Raw genomic sequence first — 18,092 nt, 5'->3', positions numbered from 1 at the left:
CCCCCGACCTTCCCGCACCAGGCCCCAGGAGCAGTGACAGCAGTGACCACCCCAGACCTTCCCCTCGCCCCCTCCGGTGGCTGCGGCGACGGCTGCGCCTGCGGCGCGGACAGCGACGAGAGCTACGACGAGACCTATCCGGAGTGCGGCCTCGACCCCGCGCTCGCCCAGCTCCTGACCGACGCCGGTCTGGACCCGGTGGAGGTCGAGGACATCGCCAACGTCGCCATCCAGGAGGACCTCGCCCACGGCGTGGACGTGACGACGGTCGCGACCATCCCCGAGGACGCCGTCGCCACCGCCGACTTCACCGCGCGGGAAGCCGGCGTCGTGGCGGGCCTCAGGATCGCCGAGGCGGTCGTCTCGGTGGTCTGCACGGCGGAGTTCGAGGTCGAACGGCACGTGGAGGACGGCGACCGGGTGGAAGCCGGCGACAAGCTCCTCTCCGTCACCGCCCGCACCCGCGACCTCCTCACGGCGGAACGCAGCGCCCTGAACATCCTGTGCCGCCTCTCGGGCGTCGCGACGGCCACGCGCGCGTGGGCCGACCTTCTGGACGGTACGAAGGCCGAGGTCCGCGACACCCGCAAGACCACTCCGGGCCTGCGCTCCCTGGAGAAGTTCGCCGTGCGCTGCGGCGGCGGCGTCAACCACCGCATGTCGCTCTCCGACGCCGCCCTGGTCAAGGACAACCACGTCGTCGCCGCGGGGGGCGTCGCCCAGGCCTTCCAGGCCGTCCGGGAGCGCTTCCCCGACGTACCGATCGAGGTCGAGGTCGACACCCTGCACCAGCTCCGCGAGGTCGTGGACGCGGGCGCCGACCTGATCCTGCTGGACAACTTCACCCCCGGCGAGTGCGAGGAGGCGGTGGCTCTCGTCGCCGGCCGCGCCACCCTGGAGGCGTCCGGCCGGCTCACCCTCGACAACGCCAAGGCGTACGCCGACACGGGGGTCGACTACCTCGCCGTGGGCGCCCTCACCCACTCCTCGCCGATCCTGGACATCGGCCTGGACCTGCGAGCGGCTGAGTAGGGGCCGGCCATGCTGCTGACGATCGACGTGGGCAACACGCACACCACCCTGGGCCTGTTCGACGGCGAGGACATCGTCGAACACTGGCGGATCTCCACGGACGCGCGCCGCACCGCCGACGAGCTCGCCGTTCTCCTCCAGGGCCTGATGGGCATGCACCCCCTGCTCGGTGACGAACTGGGCGACGGCATCGACGGCATCGCCATCTGCGCGACCGTTCCCTCCGTCCTGCACGAACTCCGTGAGGTGACCCGCCGCTACTACGGCGACGTCCCCGCGGTCCTGGTCGAGCCGGGCGTCAAGACCGGCGTGCCGATCCTCACCGACAACCCCAAGGAGGTCGGCGCGGACCGCATCATCAACGCGGTCGCCGCCGTCGACCTCTACGGCGGGCCGGCCGTCGTCGTCGACTTCGGCACCGCCACCACCTTCGACGCGGTCAGCGCGCGCGGGGAGTACGTCGGCGGCGTCATCGCCCCCGGCATCGAGATCTCCGTCGAGGCGCTCGGCGTCCGCGGCGCGCAGCTCCGCAAGATCGAGGTGGCCCGGCCCCGGAGCGTGATCGGCAAGAACACGGTCGAGGCGATGCAGTCCGGCATCGTCTACGGCTTCGCCGGCCAGGTCGACGGAGTCGTCCGCCGGATGGCCCGCGAACTCTCCGACGACCCCGAGGAAGTGACCGTCATCGCGACCGGCGGACTCGCGCCGACGGTCCTGGGCGAGAGCACGGTCATCGACGAGCACGAGCCCTGGCTGACCCTGGTGGGCCTGCGCCTGGTCTACGAACGGAACGTGTCGCGGATGTAGCGCATCCCGGAGCACCGCCCCCGGGACCGGCCCCGAAGCGGTGCTCCGGGACCGGCCCCGAAGCGGTGCTCCGGGACCGGCCCCGGAGCGCTGCATCCGGGCCGGCCCGCGCCACGAGCGGCCGGTCCCGAGCCGTACGGGGGCTGCCCGGCCCGCACGCCTCGTGGAACGGGCCGGGCCCCTCGCGGAGTGCGGATGCCGTCGGGCGGTTCTCCGGCGGTTCTCCGGCGGGTCCGGGCCCCGCGAGCCCGCACCCCGGGGCACCGGGCGGCCCTCGCCGAACGGCACCCGCTCCTCGCCGGGGCTCCGCCCGGGCGGAGCCCCGGCCGAGCAGACCCCCACCCGGGTGGACCCGTGCGTCGTACCCGCACGCCACACCCGTGCGCTATGAGTTGTTTGTCTGATTAGCGCGTATCGTCGCCGCATGCCCACGCCCTACGGATCCCGCGGCGGCATGGCGTTCGGCACGGAGGAGCTGCGTGTGCTCCGCCGCGCCCTCGCCCTCGCCCTGCACCCCACGTCCGCCTCGGCCGAAGACGTCCAGGACTGCCTTCGCCTCGCCGACTCCCTCGACGAGGCGACGCGGGAGAGCGCCCGCCTGCGCGCCTTCCTGGTGGCCGACCTCGGCCGCTACCGCGCCGCCCTCCCCGGCACCGTCACCGGCTACCTCACGCTCCTGGAGGAGGCGCTGGGGGCCGGTTACCGCCCCGACGCCGACGACCTCGCCGCCCTCCGGGCGCTGCGCGGAAACCCCACCGCCGCCGCACTCCTGGACCGCTGCCGGCTCCTGGCCGAGCAGGACGTACGGGCCCGTCTCGCCGGCCGCACGGTCCGCGCGGCCGTCGTCGACCCCCTGCCCGGCGTCCCGTCCGCCGCCCCGCTGTCCAAAGGCCCCCTGTCCGTCGTCCCCGCCTCCCGCCCCCACCTCCTCGCCCTGCCGGGCGGCCAGGCCGCCGAGGGCTCCGAGAAGGAGCCGGAGCGCAAGCCGTCCACCCCCCGGCCCGAACCCGCCACCCCCGCCCCCGCTCCCGGCACCCCGAAGCCGGGCCGCCCCGTTCCCACCCCGGGCGAGGTCTTCCCCCGCCGCAAGCCCACCCAGCCCCCGCAGAGCCGGCGACTCGCCGCGGGCTGAAAGCCCCCGCGGTACGCCCCACCCCCGCGTACGCCCGCACGCCGGCCGTGCGCCCGCCCCGCTCGGCCGTCCGCCGGGCCACCCTGGCTACCCTGGACCCATGGACTATGTCTCCGCGCTCCTGCCCCCGGCCGTCATGGCCGCCCTCTTCATCGGCGTGATCCGGGTGATCGTGAAGACCCAGGGCGGCGCCAACAAGGCCAAGGAGGATGCCGCCGTGGACGCGGCCCTCGCCCGCGCGGAGGCCCCCCACCAGGCCACCGCCAAGACCGACACCTGACCCGCCCGCCGCCCGGCCGACCCCGGGCGGCACGGGAGACGGACCCGGCGTACGACTCGAGTGCGAGTCGTACGCCCTTTTTGTTCACGATTGAAGATCTTCGTCCATGCTCGGCACGCCACGTGTGTGATTGCGCACTATCGTCTGATATGTGCCTCGCCCCCTGGGAGAACTCGAAGACGCGGTCATGACGCGGGTGTGGAAGTGGAACCGCCCGGTGACCGTCAGGGAAGTCCTCGAAGATCTGCAGAAGGAACGGTCCATCGCGTACACCACGGTGATGACCGTTCTGGACAATCTCCATCAGAAGGGCTGGGTGCGCCGTCAGGCGGAAGGCCGGGCCTATCGATATGAGGCGGTCTCCACCCGCGCCGCGTACGCCGCCGCGCTGATGAACGAGGCATGGTCGCAGAGCGACAACGCCGCCGCCGCACTCGTCGCCTTCTTCGGCATGATGAGCGAGGAACAGCGTCAGGCCCTCACGGACGCCGTACGCGTTGTGCGGCTTCCGGAAACCGGGGAACAGCGCCGGCCGGCGGAACAAGCGGCATCGCCCGAACAAGCGGGATCGCCCGAACAGCCCCCGCCCGCGGAACCCTCTGTCGAGAACCCCGCCGCGGACGAGGGACCGCGCGGGCGATAACGTCCGCTCATGTCAGCAGACAGCCCGGATGTCACCGCAAAAGCCATCACCGTCCGGCGGGCCCGCACCGGCGATGTCCCCGCCGTGCGCCGCCTCCTTGACGCCTACGTCCGCAAGGGCATCCTGCTCGACAAAGCAACAGTGACTCTTTACGAGGCCATCCAGGAGTTCTGGATCGCGGAACGGGACGACAACGGGGAGGTCGTCGGCTGCGGTGCGCTGCATGTGATGTGGGAAGATCTCGCGGAAGTCCGTACTCTCGCGGTGAAGCCCGGACTGAAGGGCGCCGGTGTGGGGCATCGCTTGATGGAGAAGTTGCTGCAGACCGCCCGCCGGCTCGGTGTTCGCCGTGTTTTCTGTCTGACCTTCGAAGTCGAGTTCTTCGGCAAGCACGGCTTCGTGGAGATCGGTGAGACACCCGTCGACACCGATGTGTACGCCGAGCTGCTGCGTTCCTATGACGAGGGTGTCGCGGAGTTCCTCGGTCTCGAACGCGTGAAACCGAACACTCTGGGCAACAGCCGGATGCTTCTGCATCTGTGATCGTCGGCGTTCCGTACCCGACGTCTTGCGGCGGAGGTCTCGGTGCGCCGCATCAAGACATATTCCGTACTGCTTCCGTGCCGTGGGCCTTGCCCGGTTCCCTATGTCCGAAACGCGCACGTTTCCGGGCGGTGTGCGGCAGTGGGTCCGTCCCCGGGGTTTGTGTTTTTCCGGCAAAAGCGGTTTGCTTTCCGACGTACTGCAGTAGTGCATATAACAGGGGACGGCGATACGGCGAACGCCGGTACACCCAGGCCCTGACGTTATCGATGAAAGGAAATCCGGTGGCACAGAAGGTTCAGGTCCTTCTTGTCGACGACCTCGACGGCGGCGAGGCGGACGAGACCGTGACGTTCGCGTTGGACGGCAAGACATACGAGATCGATCTCACCACCGCCAATGCGGACAAGCTCCGTGGCCTTCTCGAGCCTTACGTGAAGGGCGGCCGTCGTACGGGAGGCCGTGCTTCGGGCGGGCGTGGAAAGGCGCGTGTCACTTCCGGCGGCAACCAGGACACCGCGGCGATCCGCGCCTGGGCGAAGGAGAACGGCCACGAGGTCAACGACCGCGGCCGTGTCCCCGCTGCCATTCGCGAGGCCTACGAGCAGGCCAACGGCTGACCGTCGGCCCGTCCCGCCTCGCGCACCCCGGCCGGCGGCCGGTCGCAGGCGCGCAGGAGCCGGAGCCGGTGGCACTGCGTGGCCACCGTGTTCACCAGCCGTACGAGATCGGGGGCGTCCCCACGGGCCCTCGTCGCCGACAGTGCCGGCAGCGAGGCCTCGACCTCGCGCCCCGGCTCGGGGGGCCGCAGCCACACGGCGGCCCCCTGCGAACCGACGCCTCCCGGGGAGAGCGGCCGGACGGCACCGTGGCCGGCGGCCGCAGGGGGCGGCGGAGCATCGATGAGACCGCCCGTGCCGATCGCGGCCAGATCGAGGGTCAGCGTGCCCCACTCCAGCCAGGCGAGCAGCCCCGGCAGTTCCTCCGCGCTGCCCGCGGCCACCAGCAGCAGCATTCGTCCGCCCTGCAGGGCCACCGGAAATCTCCCGGCGGCGGATCCGGCCCGCCGAGGGCCGTTCGAGCACTCCGCGGACACCGGGCGCCCCGGGCGTTCCGGACGCCCCAGCGCCGCACGGCCCGCCTCGGCGGGGACGTCCAGGACGTCGAAGCGCACCCCCACCGGCAGGCGTACCGGGGAACCGGGCACCGTCGGCCACCCCTGTTCGTTCTCGTACCAGTGCCGGACCGGGTCGTCCGGAGCGCCCGGGGCGTCCGCCCCGGGCGGCCCGAGCGGACCGAGGGGCCCGTGAAGGCCCGGGACCCCGTCGGCCGTGCCGACGGAACGGTGTGCGGGGACCGAGAGGCCCGCGGTGACGGAGGGGACGGTGCCGGCCATGCAAGCGCAACCGCCGGAAGGCCGTTCGGGTTACGCTGGGTGCGCATGTGCATGCACAGGGTGTCGAACAGGGGGGGCGTGAGGGAGCCGGGGGAGGCGCAAGGTTGTTCGCCCGTAGCGGAGGGAACCCCTGCCCTTGGCATGGACTGTCGGTCGCAGCGGGTAAGACATCCCTAGTGGGAGGGGGCGACACGCAGGACGGCGCATCTCGCGTTCGCCATCGGCGTACTGGAGATGGGGGTAACTGCCTGGCCTGCGGGAACATCGTCTCGCACCATCGGGTTGGAGCAGATGTCGGCGTTCGGGGTCAGGAGGCCATCGACGGTGTCGGCAGTTGGAATGAGCGGTCCCCGCTTGCGGGACTAAGCTGCGGAAGGACAGGGAGGGGAAGTTCCCCCCACTGCCTGACCGCTCTGAGGAGCGATTAACGATGTTCGAGAGGTTCACCGACCGCGCGCGGCGGGTTGTCGTCCTGGCTCAGGAAGAAGCCCGGATGCTCAACCACAACTACATCGGCACCGAGCACATTCTCCTGGGCCTGATCCACGAGGGTGAGGGTGTCGCCGCCAAGGCCCTTGAGAGCCTCGGGATTTCGCTCGAGGCGGTCCGTCAGCAGGTGGAGGAGATCATCGGGCAGGGCCAGCAGGCCCCGTCGGGTCACATCCCCTTCACCCCCCGTGCCAAGAAGGTGCTCGAGCTGTCGCTCCGCGAGGCGCTGCAGCTGGGTCACAACTACATCGGTACGGAGCACATCCTGCTCGGCCTGATCCGCGAGGGCGAGGGCGTCGCCGCCCAGGTCCTGGTCAAGCTGGGCGCAGATCTGAACCGGGTGCGGCAGCAGGTCATCCAGCTGCTCTCCGGTTACCAGGGCAAGGAGACCGCCACCGCCGGCGGTCCTGCCGAGGGCACCCCCTCCACGTCCCTGGTCCTCGACCAGTTCGGCCGGAACCTCACCCAGGCCGCTCGTGAGTCCAAGCTCGACCCGGTCATCGGGCGCGAGAAGGAGATCGAGCGGGTCATGCAGGTGCTGTCCCGCCGCACCAAGAACAACCCGGTGCTGATCGGTGAGCCCGGCGTCGGCAAGACCGCCGTCGTCGAGGGCCTCGCCCAGGCCATCGTCAAGGGCGAGGTGCCCGAGACCCTCAAGGACAAGCACCTCTACACCCTGGACCTCGGTGCCCTGGTCGCCGGCTCCCGCTACCGCGGTGACTTCGAGGAGCGCCTGAAGAAGGTGCTCAAGGAGATCCGCACCCGCGGCGACATCATCCTGTTCATCGACGAGCTGCACACGCTGGTCGGTGCGGGTGCCGCCGAGGGCGCCATCGACGCGGCCTCCATCCTGAAGCCGATGCTGGCCCGCGGTGAGCTGCAGACCATCGGCGCGACCACGCTGGACGAGTACCGCAAGCACCTGGAGAAGGACGCGGCCCTCGAGCGCCGTTTCCAGCCGATCCAGGTCGCCGAGCCGTCCCTGCCGCACACCATCGAGATCCTCAAGGGTCTGCGCGACCGGTACGAGGCGCACCACCGTGTCTCGATCACCGACGAGGCGCTGGTGCAGGCCGCCACCCTGGCCGACCGGTACATCTCGGACCGCTTCCTCCCGGACAAGGCGATCGACCTGATCGACGAGGCCGGCTCGAGGATGCGCATCCGCCGGATGACCGCGCCGCCGGACCTGCGCGAGTTCGACGAGAAGATCGCCGGTGTCCGCCGGGACAAGGAGTCCGCGATCGACTCGCAGGACTTCGAGAAGGCCGCCTCCCTGCGCGACAAGGAGAAGCAGCTCCTCGCCGCCAAGGCCAAGCGCGAGAAGGAGTGGAAGGCCGGCGACATGGACGTCGTCGCCGAGGTCGACGGCGACCTGATCGCCGAGGTCCTCGCCACGGCCACCGGCATCCCGGTCTTCAAGCTGACCGAGGAGGAGTCCTCGCGTCTGCTGCGCATGGAGGACGAGCTCCACAAGCGGGTCATCGGCCAGACGGACGCCGTCAAGGCGCTGTCGAAGGCCATCCGCCGTACGCGCGCCGGTCTGAAGGACCCGAAGCGTCCCGGTGGTTCGTTCATCTTCGCCGGCCCGTCCGGTGTCGGTAAGACCGAGCTGTCCAAGGCCCTCGCCGAGTTCCTGTTCGGTGACGAGGACGCGCTGATCTCCCTCGACATGTCGGAGTTCAGCGAGAAGCACACGGTCTCGCGTCTCTTCGGTTCGCCCCCCGGCTACGTGGGCTACGAGGAGGGCGGTCAGCTGACGGAGAAGGTGCGCCGCAAGCCGTTCTCGGTCGTCCTCTTCGACGAGGTCGAGAAGGCCCACCCGGACATCTTCAACTCGCTGCTGCAGATCCTGGAGGACGGTCGCCTGACCGACTCCCAGGGCCGGGTCGTGGACTTCAAGAACACGGTCATCATCATGACGACCAACCTCGGCACCCGGGACATCTCCAAGGGCTTCAACCTGGGCTTCGCCGCCGCGGGCGACAAGAAGTCCAACTACGAGCGCATGAAGAACAAGGTGTCGGACGAGCTCAAGCAGCACTTCCGTCCCGAGTTCCTCAACCGCGTCGACGACGTGGTCGTGTTCCCGCAGCTGTCCCAGGAGGACATCCTCCAGATCGTCGACCTGATGATCGAGAAGGTGGACGAGCGCCTCAAGGACCGGGACATGGGCATCGAGCTCTCCCAGCCCGCCAAGGAGCTGCTGTCCAAGAGGGGCTACGACCCCGTGCTGGGCGCCCGGCCGCTGCGCCGGACCATCCAGCGCGAGATCGAGGACTCGCTGTCGGAGAAGATCCTCTTCGGCGAGCTGCGCCCCGGCCACATCGTGGTCGTGGACATCGAGGGCGAGGGCGAGAGCACGACCTTCACCTTCCGCGGTGAGGAGAAGTCGGCCCTGCCCGACGTCCCGCCGATCGAGCAGGCGGCCGGCGGAGCCGGCCCGAACCTCAGCAAGGACGCGTAAGCGTCACGGCAGCCGAAAGGGGCCGGAGCCCGGAAGGGCTCCGGCCCCTTTCGGCTGCCCGGGGCCGGATCAGGAGAGCTGCCCGTCGTAGTCCGGCAGCTTGTAGGCCCTCTCGGCGTGCCCGCCCGACAGGTCGGTGGTGTTGTTGCCGATGTTGGCGATGATCGTGTAGCCCTTCGACTCGATGTCGACGCGCTGGGCCGTCTTGTACTCGGCCACGTTCCGGAACAGGTCGAGGAAGCCGCGGACGTACAGCCCGGCGGACTCGTATCCGGCGTGGTCGAGGTTGTACTCGGTGAAGGCCCCGACGATGCCCGGCCGGGCGGTCACGAAGAACACCGAGACCCCGCGCTCCTGGGCGTACCGCGCGACCTCCAGGACCGGCTCGTTGGCCGGCGCCGGGAAGTTGAACCCGAAGTCGGACTCCAGGGCGGTGTTGTCGATGTCGAGGACGATCGCCTGCTTCTCGCCCGGCCGCGGGTTCGCGATCCGCTGCGTCAGCTGCGGCAGGGCCTGGTCCATGACCACCTGGCAGTCCCGCTGCCAGGTGTCGTAGTCGACCGCTGCGGCGACTGCCGTAGCCGTCACAGCGGTCGTCGTGGCCGTTGCGGAGGTACCGGGGGCGGTCGCTGCCTGGGCGGGGACGGCCAGGGCCACCAGGGCCGTGGCGGAGACGGCGGTGACCGATGCGCGGCGCAGCCAGGGGCGTCGGCTTCTCATGGGGCGGGGGGTCCTCTCGGGCTCGTGACGCTGCCGATGTGTCGTGTGCATGTTCGTCTTCGAGGGTGACGCGAGGTGAACCGTAGGGTTGCCGCGCGGCAGGCGGCCAGAGAGGCGCACGCCACATTTATGGAATGTCTGAACCCGCCCCCAGTGACATGCTGCACAGCCGTTTTGTCCGTTACGAGCCGGAATAGTAGCGAAACGCTGAACGCAAAACGGACATTTAACGTAAAGCTCTGATCGATCAGCCTCATATGGGGCTTTCATCCGTTACGGGTGCTGTGTCAAGAGACGTCCATCTCACTCCACAAGTACGAACTTACGTCGTAGATCACCCTTTTTGGGGCTTTGTGGGCGAAGGGGTTACCAAGGGATAGCCACTGCGGCGGGGACCAACTCGCCCGGTGGCTTTCCTCCGCTCCCTTCCCCACGAGGTTCCGATGTCCCAGCGCGTCACGCCCCGTTCCTTCCTCACGTCCCACCTCCGCACCCGTGCGGCCGTTCTGGCCGCCGGCATGGGAGTCACGGCCGTCGTGGGAGCCGGGATCGCGGCCGCCGCCGACACCACGGCCGCCACCGGCAACACCGCCAAGGCCGTGCAGGCTCAGGCGGACGCCCAGGCCGAGGCTGCGAAGACCAAGACCGCCGAGGTTCAGAAGCCCGCCGAGGCGAAGAAGGCCCAGAAGGCCCAGAAGGTCCAGAAGGTCCAGAAGCAGGTTCAGCCCGTCAAGAAGAAGGCGTCCTGGGTCGACCCGGTGAAGAAGTACACGATCTCCGCGACCTACGCCCAGGCCGGCGGCATGTGGCAGTCCGCCCACAGCGGGCAGGACTTCGCGGTGCCGAACGGCACCAAGGTCATGGCCACGCACGGCGGCACGGTCGTCAAGGCGGGCGGCAACGGCGCCGGCGACGGCCCGGCCTACGGCAACGCCGTGGTCATCAACCACGGCAACGGGACGTACTCCCAGTACGCCCACCTCTCCCAGGTGAACGTGCAGCCCGGCCAGGTCGTCAAGACCGGCCAGAAGATCGCCCTGTCCGGCAACACCGGCAACTCCAGCGGTCCCCACCTGCACTTCGAGATCCGGACCGGCGCCCACTACGGTTCCGCGATCGACCCGGTCAAGTTCCTGCGCGGCAAGGGCGTGCAGTTCTGAGGACTCCGGTCCGGGTGAACATCCCGGTCCCGGATCTCCTCGGCCGGCCGCCCTACGGCAGCATCGGATGACTTCCCGTGTTCGTCGGTGCGTGCTCCGGCAGCCACAGCACGGCGACCGCACCCTCGGCCGGCGAGTCCTCGGACGCGCCGGCCGGCCGTACGTTGCGGAAGGTCAGCCGCGCCCCCAGGACCCGGGCCTGCCCGGCCGCGATGGTCAGGCCCAGGCCGTGACCGCGTCCGGCCCGGTCCGCGCTGCCGGTGCGGAACCGGCTCGGCCCCTCGGCGAGCAGGTCCGCGGGGAAGCCGGGCCCGTGGTCGCGGACCCGGACGACCCGCCCCTCGACGGAGACCTCGATGGGCGGCCTGCCGTGCCGGGCGGCGTTGGCCAGCAGGTTGAACAGCACACGTTCCAGACGCCGCGGATCGGTGGTGACCTCCGACTCGCGCACCACGCGCACCGCGACGTCCGGGCCTTTCGCCGCGACCCGACGGGCGACGAACTCGCCCAGCAGGATGTCCTGCAGCTCGGCCCGCTCCGAGGCACCGTCCAGCCGGGCCACCTCCAGGACGTCCTCGACCAGGGTGCGCATGGCCTTCGCCCGGTCCAGCACCAGCTCGGTCGGCCGGCCCGGCGGCAGCAGTTCGGCGGCGGTCAGCAGACCGGTGACCGGGGTGCGCAGTTCGTGCGCGATGTCGGCGGTCACCCGGCGTTCGGCTTCCAGCCGCTGGCGCAGCGCGTCCGCCATCGCGTCCACCGCGCTGGCCAGGTCGTCGGTCTCGTCCCGGACGACCCCGCCGATGGCCTCCCGCACCCGGACCTCCGTCTCCCCCTTGGCGACCCGGTTGGCCGCGATCGCCGCCTTGCGCAGCCGGCGGGACAGATGCCCGCCGATCAGCACCCCGAGCGCGCTGCCGCCCAGGACGACGGCGATGGAGCCGATCACCAGGGCCTGGTCGAGGTCCTTGAGGATGTTCGAGCTGCGGTCCGTGAAGCCCGAGTGCAGGGACATGACGTGGCCGTTCTTCAGCGGTACGGCCGCCCAGATGTCCGGCGGCCCGCCCGGCCGGTTCGCCACGTAGGTCGCCCGCCTGCCCTCCTCGACCTTCGCCCGCAGTTCCGCCGGCAGGTCGGGGTCGTCGACCTTGGTGTTGGGGAAGTTCAGCCGCCCCGACAGCTCGTAGTTGCGCTGGGCGATCATGATGCGTTCGTCGGCGAGGTCGCGTGCGTTGTCCAGCATCGACACCCGGGCCGCGTTGTGCACGACCAGACTCAGCGCGACCGCCACCAGCGCGCCGACCAGGGCGATGGCGGCGCTGAGCTTCCATCTCAGCCCGGTGAGCACACCCGCCCGCTCGAGCCCCGCGCCCACCAGCCGCCCGAGCCTGCCCGGCACGCCGGAGTCCGCCGGCGGCCCGAATCCCTCCCGGGCGCCGGCGCTCGCCGGCGCCCCGGAATCCCCTCGTGTCCCCGCGCCCACCGGGCGCCCGAAGTACCGCCGCATGTCCGTGCTCAGGCCTTCAGTTTGTAGCCGAAGCCGCGGACCGTCTCGATGCGGTCCTGGCCGATCTTCCCGCGCAGCCGCTGCACGTGGACGTCGACGACGCGGGTGTCGCCGCCCCACCCGTACTCCCACACCCGTTCGAGCAGCCGGTCGCGGGAGAGGACGGTGCCCGGCGCCGAGGAGAACTCCAGCAGCAGCCGCATCTCGGTCGGTGTCAGCGCCACCGGCGCCCCGGCCCGCCGCACCTCCATGCCCACGGTGTCGATCTCCAGTTCGCCGAAGGCCAGCGCGCCGGCGGGAACCCCGGCCTCCGCTCCCTCCCGGCCGCCGTTCGCCCGGTCGAAGCGGCGCAGGACCGCGCGGATGCGGGCGACCAGGACGGCCCCGTCGAACGGCTTGGTCACGTAGTCGTCGGCGCCCGCCTCCAGCCCCAGGACCACGTCGATGGCGTCCGCGCGCGCCGACAGCATGATCACCGGCACCATCGACTCGTCGCGGATGCTCCGGCACAGGCTGACGCCGTCGAGGCCGGGCACCATGACGTCGAGGAGGGCGATGTCCGGCCGGTCGGCGCGGAACGCCTCCAGGCCCGACAGCCCGTCGGGCTTCGCGGTGACCATGAAGCCGTCCCGCTCCAGGGCGAGTTGGGTGGCCTCACGGATGACGTCGTCGTCCTCGACGAACAGGACGTGGTTCTGGTCTGCCATCCCGGTCTCTCAGCTCTCGGCTTTCGGTTCTCGTTCTCGTGCGCTCTCGGGCCGGTGGGAGCGTTTCACCCCGCCCACCGGACGGACGCGGGGACCGCGCGGAGGGTTCATCCCCTTCATCGGACCGCGCGCCCCGGCGGTTCACGCCACGCGCCACGAAACGCGGTGCGGGCCCCACTCTTCGGGACCCCGGGACCCGGGTCCCTGATCTCAGCTGTCGGGCACAGGGGTCGGCTCCGTGCCGGACACCTTGCCGTAGTCGTTGTGGGTGCGGAACTCCTCGGTGAACCGGCCCGCGGTCCAGCGATAGGTGATCACGTTCTCGCCCGACGGACTCGACACCGGATCGCCCCGGTCGTACACCTGCATCGTCACCACCAGGTCCCCGCGGTCGATCTCCGCGTACACGGGGGGCTCCTCGGCCTTGAACACGTTCACGTACGCACCGTCCTGGTCGCGGTACACGTACGAACCGACGCCCACCGCGTCTCCGCAGGTCAGCACGTTGACGACGACGTCGTTCGCGGCTCCTCCGGTGAGGCTGCCGTAGCTCACGTCGACGGGGTACTCGTCGGCGACGCACGGCTTCAGCAGCCGCTTGACCTCGGCCGAGACCAGGGGATCGTCCTTGATCAGCCGTACGGCGTCCACCCGGCGGGCGGCCGAGACCGGCGTCTTCGAGCCGGTGTCCGTGGGCGCGGGGGGACTCGCCACCGAGTCCGCGTGCGCGGGACCCTCGTCGCGGGCGCCGGTGCCGCCCGTACCGCAGGCGGCGACGAAAAAGGTGAGGGTGACGAGCACGGACGTCGCCGTGGTCGCCGCCTGGGCGGTTCTCCGGACCCGCATGGGCCCCGTGCCGGTCAGGCCGCGCAACGCTCCCGCTCCTCACGCTCCAGCGCGCGTGCGTCCAGCTCGCGGGCCTCCAGCTCCTCGCGGAGCCGGGTGAGGGCCCGGTGCAGCGTGCTCTTGACCGTTCCGGCCGACATGCCGAGTGCGGCGGCCGTCTCCTCCGTGGACATCTGCTCCCAGTGTCGCAGCACCACCACACTGCGCTGCTTCGGGGCGAGCACCTTCAGCACGTCCATCAGGAGGGCACGGTCGGCGTGCTGCTCGGTGGCGTCGTCCACACAGGCGTCCGGGAGCTGCTCGGTGGGCACCTCCTCCAGCTTGCGGGCACGCCACCACTCGGTCCGGGTGTTGATCATGACGCGGCGCAGGTAGGCGTCGGCCAGCCGCTTGTCGGCGATCCCGTCCCAGCGGCCGTACGTCCGGGCCAGCGCGGTCTGCAGCAGGTCCTGCGCGTCGACAGGGTCCGGCACCAGACGGCGGGCACTGCGCAGCAGCGCGTCCTGCCGGGTACGGACGTACTCCTCGAACCCGAGCACCTCGCCCTGCGCCATGGTGAACCGCCTTCCGCTCCCCGTACCGGCCCGCCCGTGCGGTCCGGTCCCCCTGCTGTGATCCGTGGTGGTCGTGCCCCTGCGTGCCGTGTACTGCGTGCGGGGCGTGGGAATGAAGGTACGGAGGCGTTGTCACGGCACTGTGCGGAGCAGCCTGCGGCCTTCCCTCGGCTGTCCGTCGGTTGTGTAACGGAAGTAGGAACGAGGTAAAGAGGCGGGAGAGTTGGGGATCCTATGGGGTGATGTGTGCCGCGCGGGCAGGTGCACGGGTGTGGCGGATGCGCAGGCAGGTGTGACGACGCGGCCCGTATCCGCAGGTGAGCCGGCCGGCGCCGGGCCGGTGGGCCGGGCCGGTCGGCGGGCCCGGCCGCCGGGTCAGGTCAGCGGCAGCCGGTAGAAGCCGCCGGGCAGTGGTTCGACCAGGCCGTCGGCGACCAGGCCGTCCAGCGCGCGGGCGCGCTGCACCGGCTCCTGCCACACCCGGTCCAGGACCGCCTGCGGTACGGGACTGTGCGCCTCCCGGAGCACGGCCAGCAGCCGCCCGCGGACCTGGCGGTCCGTGCCCGCGTACGTCTGCCCCCGGCGCGGCGGGCCGTCGTGCGCCGGCTTGTCGGCGAGCCGCCAGGCGCACTGCGCGGCGATCGGACAGCGATGGCACGACTCGTTCTTCGCCGTGCACACCAGCGCCCCCAGCTCCATGGAGGCTGCCGCCCACCGCGCGGCGGTCCGCTCGTCCTCGGGCAGCAGCGCGCGGGCGAGCCGGCGCTCGGCGGCCGTGGTGGCGTTCGGCGGGTACTGGACACCGGTCACCGCACGGGCGAACACCCGGCGCACGTTGGTGTCCAGCACGGCGTGCCGCTGCCCGTACGCGAACGACGCCACCGCGGCGGCCGTGTACTCGCCGATGCCGGGCAGCGCCAGCAGCTGCGCGTGGTCGGCGGGCACGTCGCCCCCGTGCCGTTCCGTTATGGCGGCGGCGGCACCGTGCAGCCGCAGCGCACGGCGCGGGTAGCCGAGCCGGCCCCAGGCGCGGACGGCCTCGCCGGGCGCCTCGGCGGCGAGGTCGGCGGGGCGTGGCCAGCGGGCCAGCCACTGCTCGTAGACCGGCAGGACCCGGTTCACCGGGGTCTGCTGGAGCATGAACTCGCTGACCATCACCCCCCACGCGCCGGCCTCCGGGCGTCGCCACGGCAGATCCCGGGCGTGCTCGTCGAACCAGTCGATGACGGGGAAGTGGAGCGACGCTCCGGGAGCGCGCTCGGACGAGGGATCGGCGGTGCCGTCGGGCTGGGGCTTCGTGAGAGCAGTCATGGCCTCTCGATCCTGCCATGACCACCGGCACGAACGGGGAATCCGCCACCCCGCCGTGCCGCAGTGGCAGCCGGATGGATCCATGGCCAGAGCTGCAAGGGACGCGATTGCGAACACGGAAGGGCCGGAGCGCGGAGCTGTCACGAGCGAGGGCCACCCCCGCACCCCCGGTCACGGACCGTGAGGAGAGTGCCCATATGATCACACTCCGCGACTGGTGCGTGCCGTGCCTGACGAAGAGCGGCAACGGGCAGCTGTTTCCAGGATGATGATCCGGAAAAGTTGAGCTCTCAGCGGCGGGTGGGATCAGCGAAGTCCCGGATCTCTCGTACAGTTTGCGCCGTGGGATCTCTGCGCAATCCGGTCGGGCCGCTTCCCTCCTCCATCTACTGGCGTAGGAGGGCCGTACTGCTGTCCCTGCTGGGCGTGTTGGCGTTGCTCATCACCTGGGTCGTCGTCTTCCGCGGCGGGGACGGCGGCGGGCACGGCAACGGGGCCAACGGCAAGAACCCCGCACCCTCCACCATCGCGCCGGGACCGTCGAGTTCGGGGCCGGCGATCAGTCAGGCACCGGGCGGCCGGGACGAGTCCGGTGACGAGGACTCGGGCGGCTCCTCGAGCGGCAGCGGCGCGGGGGACGACGGGGCGAACGGCGACCCCGGTGACTCCGGCGGCGGTGGTGGCTCGGGCGGCAGCGACGGCGGCGGCGACGGCGACGGTGCCGGGGGCAGCGCGGGCGGCGGCTCCGAGGGCGGTACGACGGCGGGGGTCGGTGCGGGTGACGCGCTGCCGGCCGGGTCCGGGCTCCCCAACTGCACCGCGACCGCAGTCAAGTTCAGCCTGCGCAGCGTCCGCAACTCCTACGAGCCCGACGAGACGCCCACCTTCCGGCTGACCGCGCGGAACATCTCCGGAAGCGACTGCAAGGTCGATCTCGGTCCGAAGAACACGGTGCTGACGATCACTCAGGCGACCGCCGACGACGCGTACTGGGCGTCGGACGACTGCCCCGAGGACGCGGGGAGTCTGGTGTTCCGGGTGCCCGCGGACGACAGCATCACGTACACCGTGAAGTGGGACCGCAAGCCGAGTGCCGCGCAGTGCGCGACACCGCCGGCCGGGTCGGCCAAGGCGGGCACGTACCTGGTCGAGGCGAAGGCACCCGGGTTCGCGAAGGTGCAGACGTCCTTCGTGCTCAAGAGCGCCTGACACGCGCCGCGCCCCGCGGGCACCGCGCCCCGGGCGCAACGCGTCCCCCACGCACCGGCCTTGGACGCACCGGCCTTGGACGCACCGGCCTTGGACGCACCGGGACTCCTGGGCGTACCAAGAGCCCTGGACGTACCGGGAGTCCTAGACGTACCGCTCCAGGATCGAGCTCTCCGCCAGCCGGGACAGGCCCTCCCGGACGCTGCGGGCGCGGGCCTCGCCGACGCCGTCCACCGTCTGGAGGTCGTCCACGCTGGCGGCCAGCAGCTTCTGCAGGCCGCCGAAGTGCTCCACCAGGCGGTCGATGATCGCGCCGGGCAGCCTCGGTACCTTGGCGAGCAGCCGGAAGCCGCGCGGGGACACGGCCGAGTCCAGCGTCTCGGGGGAGCCGGTGTAGCCCAGGGCGCGGGCCACCGTGGGCAGTTCCAGCAGTTCCGCGTGGGTGAGGGCGTTCAGCTCGTGCAGGGCCTGGTCGACCGTGCGGGAACGCTTGGCGGTGGGCTCGGGCACGTAGTCGCGCACGACCAGCTCGCGCTCCGGCTCCACGCCCGCGATCAACTCGTCCAGCTGAAGGGCGAGAAGACGGCCGTCGGTGCCCAGTTCCACCACGTACTCGGCGATTTCGGTGGCGATGCGGCGCACCATCTCCAGCCGCTGCGCGACCGCCGAGACGTCCCGCACCGTCACCAGGTCCTCGATCTCCAGCGCCGACAGCGTGCCGGCCACCTCGTCGAGACGGAGCTTGTAGCGCTCCAGTGTCGCGAGCGCCTGGTTGGCACGGGACAGGATCGCCGCCGAGTCCTCCAGGACGCGGCGGTGCCCGTCCACGTAGAGCGCGATCAGGCGCATCGACTGGGAGACCGAGACCACCGGGAAGCCGACCTGTTTGGAGACCCGGTCGGCGGTGCGGTGCCGGGTGCCGGTCTCCTCGGTCGGGATCGTCGGGTCCGGCACCAGCTGGACACCCGCCCGCAGGATCTTCGACAGATCGGACGAAAGGACTATGCCGCCGTCGAGCTTGCACAGCTCGCGCAGCCGGGTCGCGGTGAACTCGACGTCCAGGACGAAACCGCCGCTGCACAGCGTCTCGACGGTCTTGTCGGAACCGAGGACGATGAGACCGCCGGTGTTGCCCCTCAGTACGCGCTCCAGGCCGTCACGGAGGGCGGTGCCGGGTGCCACGGCACTCAGCGAGGCGCGCATCAGGCGATCGGAACCGGCGCTCCCGCCGGACTTTCCGGGAGCTGCTGCCCGGTCGTTGGCTGCCACTGCACTCCTCCGGTCGCGATGTC

Annotated in this window: 18 protein-coding genes; 10 read left to right on the top strand and 8 right to left on the bottom strand. The window is 71.0% G+C overall.

The window, feature by feature from the left end; genetic code table 11:
- Positions 1 to 42: 42 nt before the first annotated feature.
- The 7 genes from nadC to ACIF80_RS17395 all read left to right on the top strand — a co-directional run bounded on the left by nadC (position 43) and on the right by ACIF80_RS17395 (position 5,057).
- Positions 43 to 1,032: a carboxylating nicotinate-nucleotide diphosphorylase gene (nadC, locus tag ACIF80_RS17425; protein WP_399805393.1), complete on the top strand. Its 990-nt coding sequence runs from the start codon at positions 43 to 45 to the stop codon at positions 1,030 to 1,032.
- A 9-nt stretch (positions 1,033 to 1,041) separates the two neighbouring features.
- The gene (locus tag ACIF80_RS17420) at positions 1,042 to 1,839 is read left to right on the top strand and encodes a type III pantothenate kinase (protein WP_399805391.1); all 798 of its coding nucleotides are present in this window, start codon (positions 1,042 to 1,044) and stop codon (positions 1,837 to 1,839) included.
- A gap of 454 nt (positions 1,840 to 2,293) precedes the next feature.
- Positions 2,294 to 2,971 carry a hypothetical protein gene (locus ACIF80_RS17415; RefSeq protein WP_399806110.1) on the top strand — a complete coding sequence of 226 codons (678 nt, stop codon included), beginning with the start codon at positions 2,294 to 2,296 and terminating at the stop codon, positions 2,969 to 2,971.
- Positions 2,972 to 3,071: 100 nt separating this feature from the next.
- Positions 3,072 to 3,251, top strand: a complete 180-nt coding sequence (locus ACIF80_RS17410; RefSeq protein ID WP_399805389.1) for a hypothetical protein — start codon at positions 3,072 to 3,074, stop codon at positions 3,249 to 3,251.
- A 151-nt stretch (positions 3,252 to 3,402) separates the two neighbouring features.
- On the top strand, positions 3,403 to 3,894 hold the full coding sequence (locus tag ACIF80_RS17405) for a BlaI/MecI/CopY family transcriptional regulator (protein WP_399805387.1): 492 nt from the start codon (positions 3,403 to 3,405) through the stop codon (positions 3,892 to 3,894).
- A gap of 9 nt (positions 3,895 to 3,903) precedes the next feature.
- Entirely contained in the window at positions 3,904 to 4,437 is a 534-nt protein-coding gene (locus tag ACIF80_RS17400) for an amino-acid N-acetyltransferase (RefSeq protein ID WP_399805385.1), read from the top strand.
- 284 nt (positions 4,438 to 4,721) lie between these two features.
- Positions 4,722 to 5,057 (top strand): Lsr2 family protein, encoded by a 336-nt coding sequence (locus ACIF80_RS17395; RefSeq protein ID WP_399805384.1) that lies wholly within the window; start codon positions 4,722 to 4,724, stop codon positions 5,055 to 5,057.
- On the opposite strand, the gene ACIF80_RS17390 is transcribed toward ACIF80_RS17395, so the two are convergent.
- A complete protein-coding gene (locus ACIF80_RS17390; protein ID WP_399805382.1) occupies positions 5,036 to 5,833 on the bottom strand; it encodes an SCO3374 family protein in 798 nt (265 codons plus the stop codon). The two genes, ACIF80_RS17395 and ACIF80_RS17390, sit on opposite strands and share 22 nt — an antisense overlap.
- Before the next feature lie 430 nt (positions 5,834 to 6,263).
- On the opposite strand from ACIF80_RS17390, the gene ACIF80_RS17385 reads away from it, so the two are divergent.
- The gene (locus tag ACIF80_RS17385; RefSeq protein ID WP_399805380.1) at positions 6,264 to 8,789 is read left to right on the top strand and encodes an ATP-dependent Clp protease ATP-binding subunit; all 2,526 of its coding nucleotides are present in this window, start codon (positions 6,264 to 6,266) and stop codon (positions 8,787 to 8,789) included.
- Between the two features lie 69 nt (positions 8,790 to 8,858).
- Here the strand turns inward: ACIF80_RS17385 and ACIF80_RS17380 are convergent, their stop codons facing one another.
- Complete coding sequence (locus ACIF80_RS17380) at positions 8,859 to 9,509, bottom strand: HAD family acid phosphatase (protein ID WP_399805378.1); 651 nt, start codon at positions 9,507 to 9,509, stop codon at positions 8,859 to 8,861.
- 443 nt (positions 9,510 to 9,952) lie between these two features.
- Here ACIF80_RS17380 and ACIF80_RS17375 point away from each other — a divergent pair, with 443 nt between their 5' ends.
- Entirely contained in the window at positions 9,953 to 10,669 is a 717-nt protein-coding gene (locus ACIF80_RS17375) for a M23 family metallopeptidase (RefSeq protein ID WP_399805376.1), read from the top strand.
- A gap of 52 nt (positions 10,670 to 10,721) precedes the next feature.
- On the opposite strand, the gene cseC is transcribed toward ACIF80_RS17375, so the two are convergent.
- The 5 genes from cseC to ACIF80_RS17350 form a co-directional block, all read right to left on the bottom strand.
- Complete coding sequence (gene cseC, locus ACIF80_RS17370) at positions 10,722 to 12,173, bottom strand: two-component system sensor histidine kinase CseC (protein ID WP_399805374.1); 1,452 nt, start codon at positions 12,171 to 12,173, stop codon at positions 10,722 to 10,724.
- A gap of 8 nt (positions 12,174 to 12,181) precedes the next feature.
- Positions 12,182 to 12,880: a two-component system response regulator CseB gene (gene cseB / locus ACIF80_RS17365; RefSeq protein ID WP_399805372.1), complete on the bottom strand. Its 699-nt coding sequence runs from the start codon at positions 12,878 to 12,880 to the stop codon at positions 12,182 to 12,184.
- A gap of 210 nt (positions 12,881 to 13,090) precedes the next feature.
- Positions 13,091 to 13,753 (bottom strand): hypothetical protein, encoded by a 663-nt coding sequence (locus ACIF80_RS17360; RefSeq protein WP_399805370.1) that lies wholly within the window; start codon positions 13,751 to 13,753, stop codon positions 13,091 to 13,093.
- Positions 13,741 to 14,280 (bottom strand): SigE family RNA polymerase sigma factor, encoded by a 540-nt coding sequence (locus ACIF80_RS17355; RefSeq protein ID WP_381174545.1) that lies wholly within the window; start codon positions 14,278 to 14,280, stop codon positions 13,741 to 13,743. Before ACIF80_RS17355 ends, ACIF80_RS17360 begins: the two co-directional genes overlap by 13 nt.
- Positions 14,281 to 14,655: 375 nt before the next feature.
- Positions 14,656 to 15,591: an A/G-specific adenine glycosylase gene (locus ACIF80_RS17350; protein ID WP_399805367.1), complete on the bottom strand. Its 936-nt coding sequence runs from the start codon at positions 15,589 to 15,591 to the stop codon at positions 14,656 to 14,658.
- A 342-nt stretch (positions 15,592 to 15,933) separates the two neighbouring features.
- Here ACIF80_RS17350 and ACIF80_RS17345 point away from each other — a divergent pair, with 342 nt between their 5' ends.
- Positions 15,934 to 16,800: a hypothetical protein gene (locus ACIF80_RS17345; protein ID WP_399805365.1), complete on the top strand. Its 867-nt coding sequence runs from the start codon at positions 15,934 to 15,936 to the stop codon at positions 16,798 to 16,800.
- A 144-nt stretch (positions 16,801 to 16,944) separates the two neighbouring features.
- Here ACIF80_RS17345 and disA read toward each other — a convergent pair whose 3' ends face one another.
- A complete protein-coding gene (disA, locus tag ACIF80_RS17340) occupies positions 16,945 to 18,069 on the bottom strand; it encodes a DNA integrity scanning diadenylate cyclase DisA (protein WP_055595408.1) in 1,125 nt (374 codons plus the stop codon).
- Positions 18,070 to 18,092 lie beyond the last annotated feature (23 nt).

It is taken from the genome of Streptomyces sp. NPDC085927, assembly GCF_044540975.1.
GTDB lineage: Bacteria > Actinomycetota > Actinomycetes > Streptomycetales > Streptomycetaceae > Streptomyces > Streptomyces hirsutus.
This window is presented reverse-complemented; position numbering and strand designations above follow the sequence as displayed.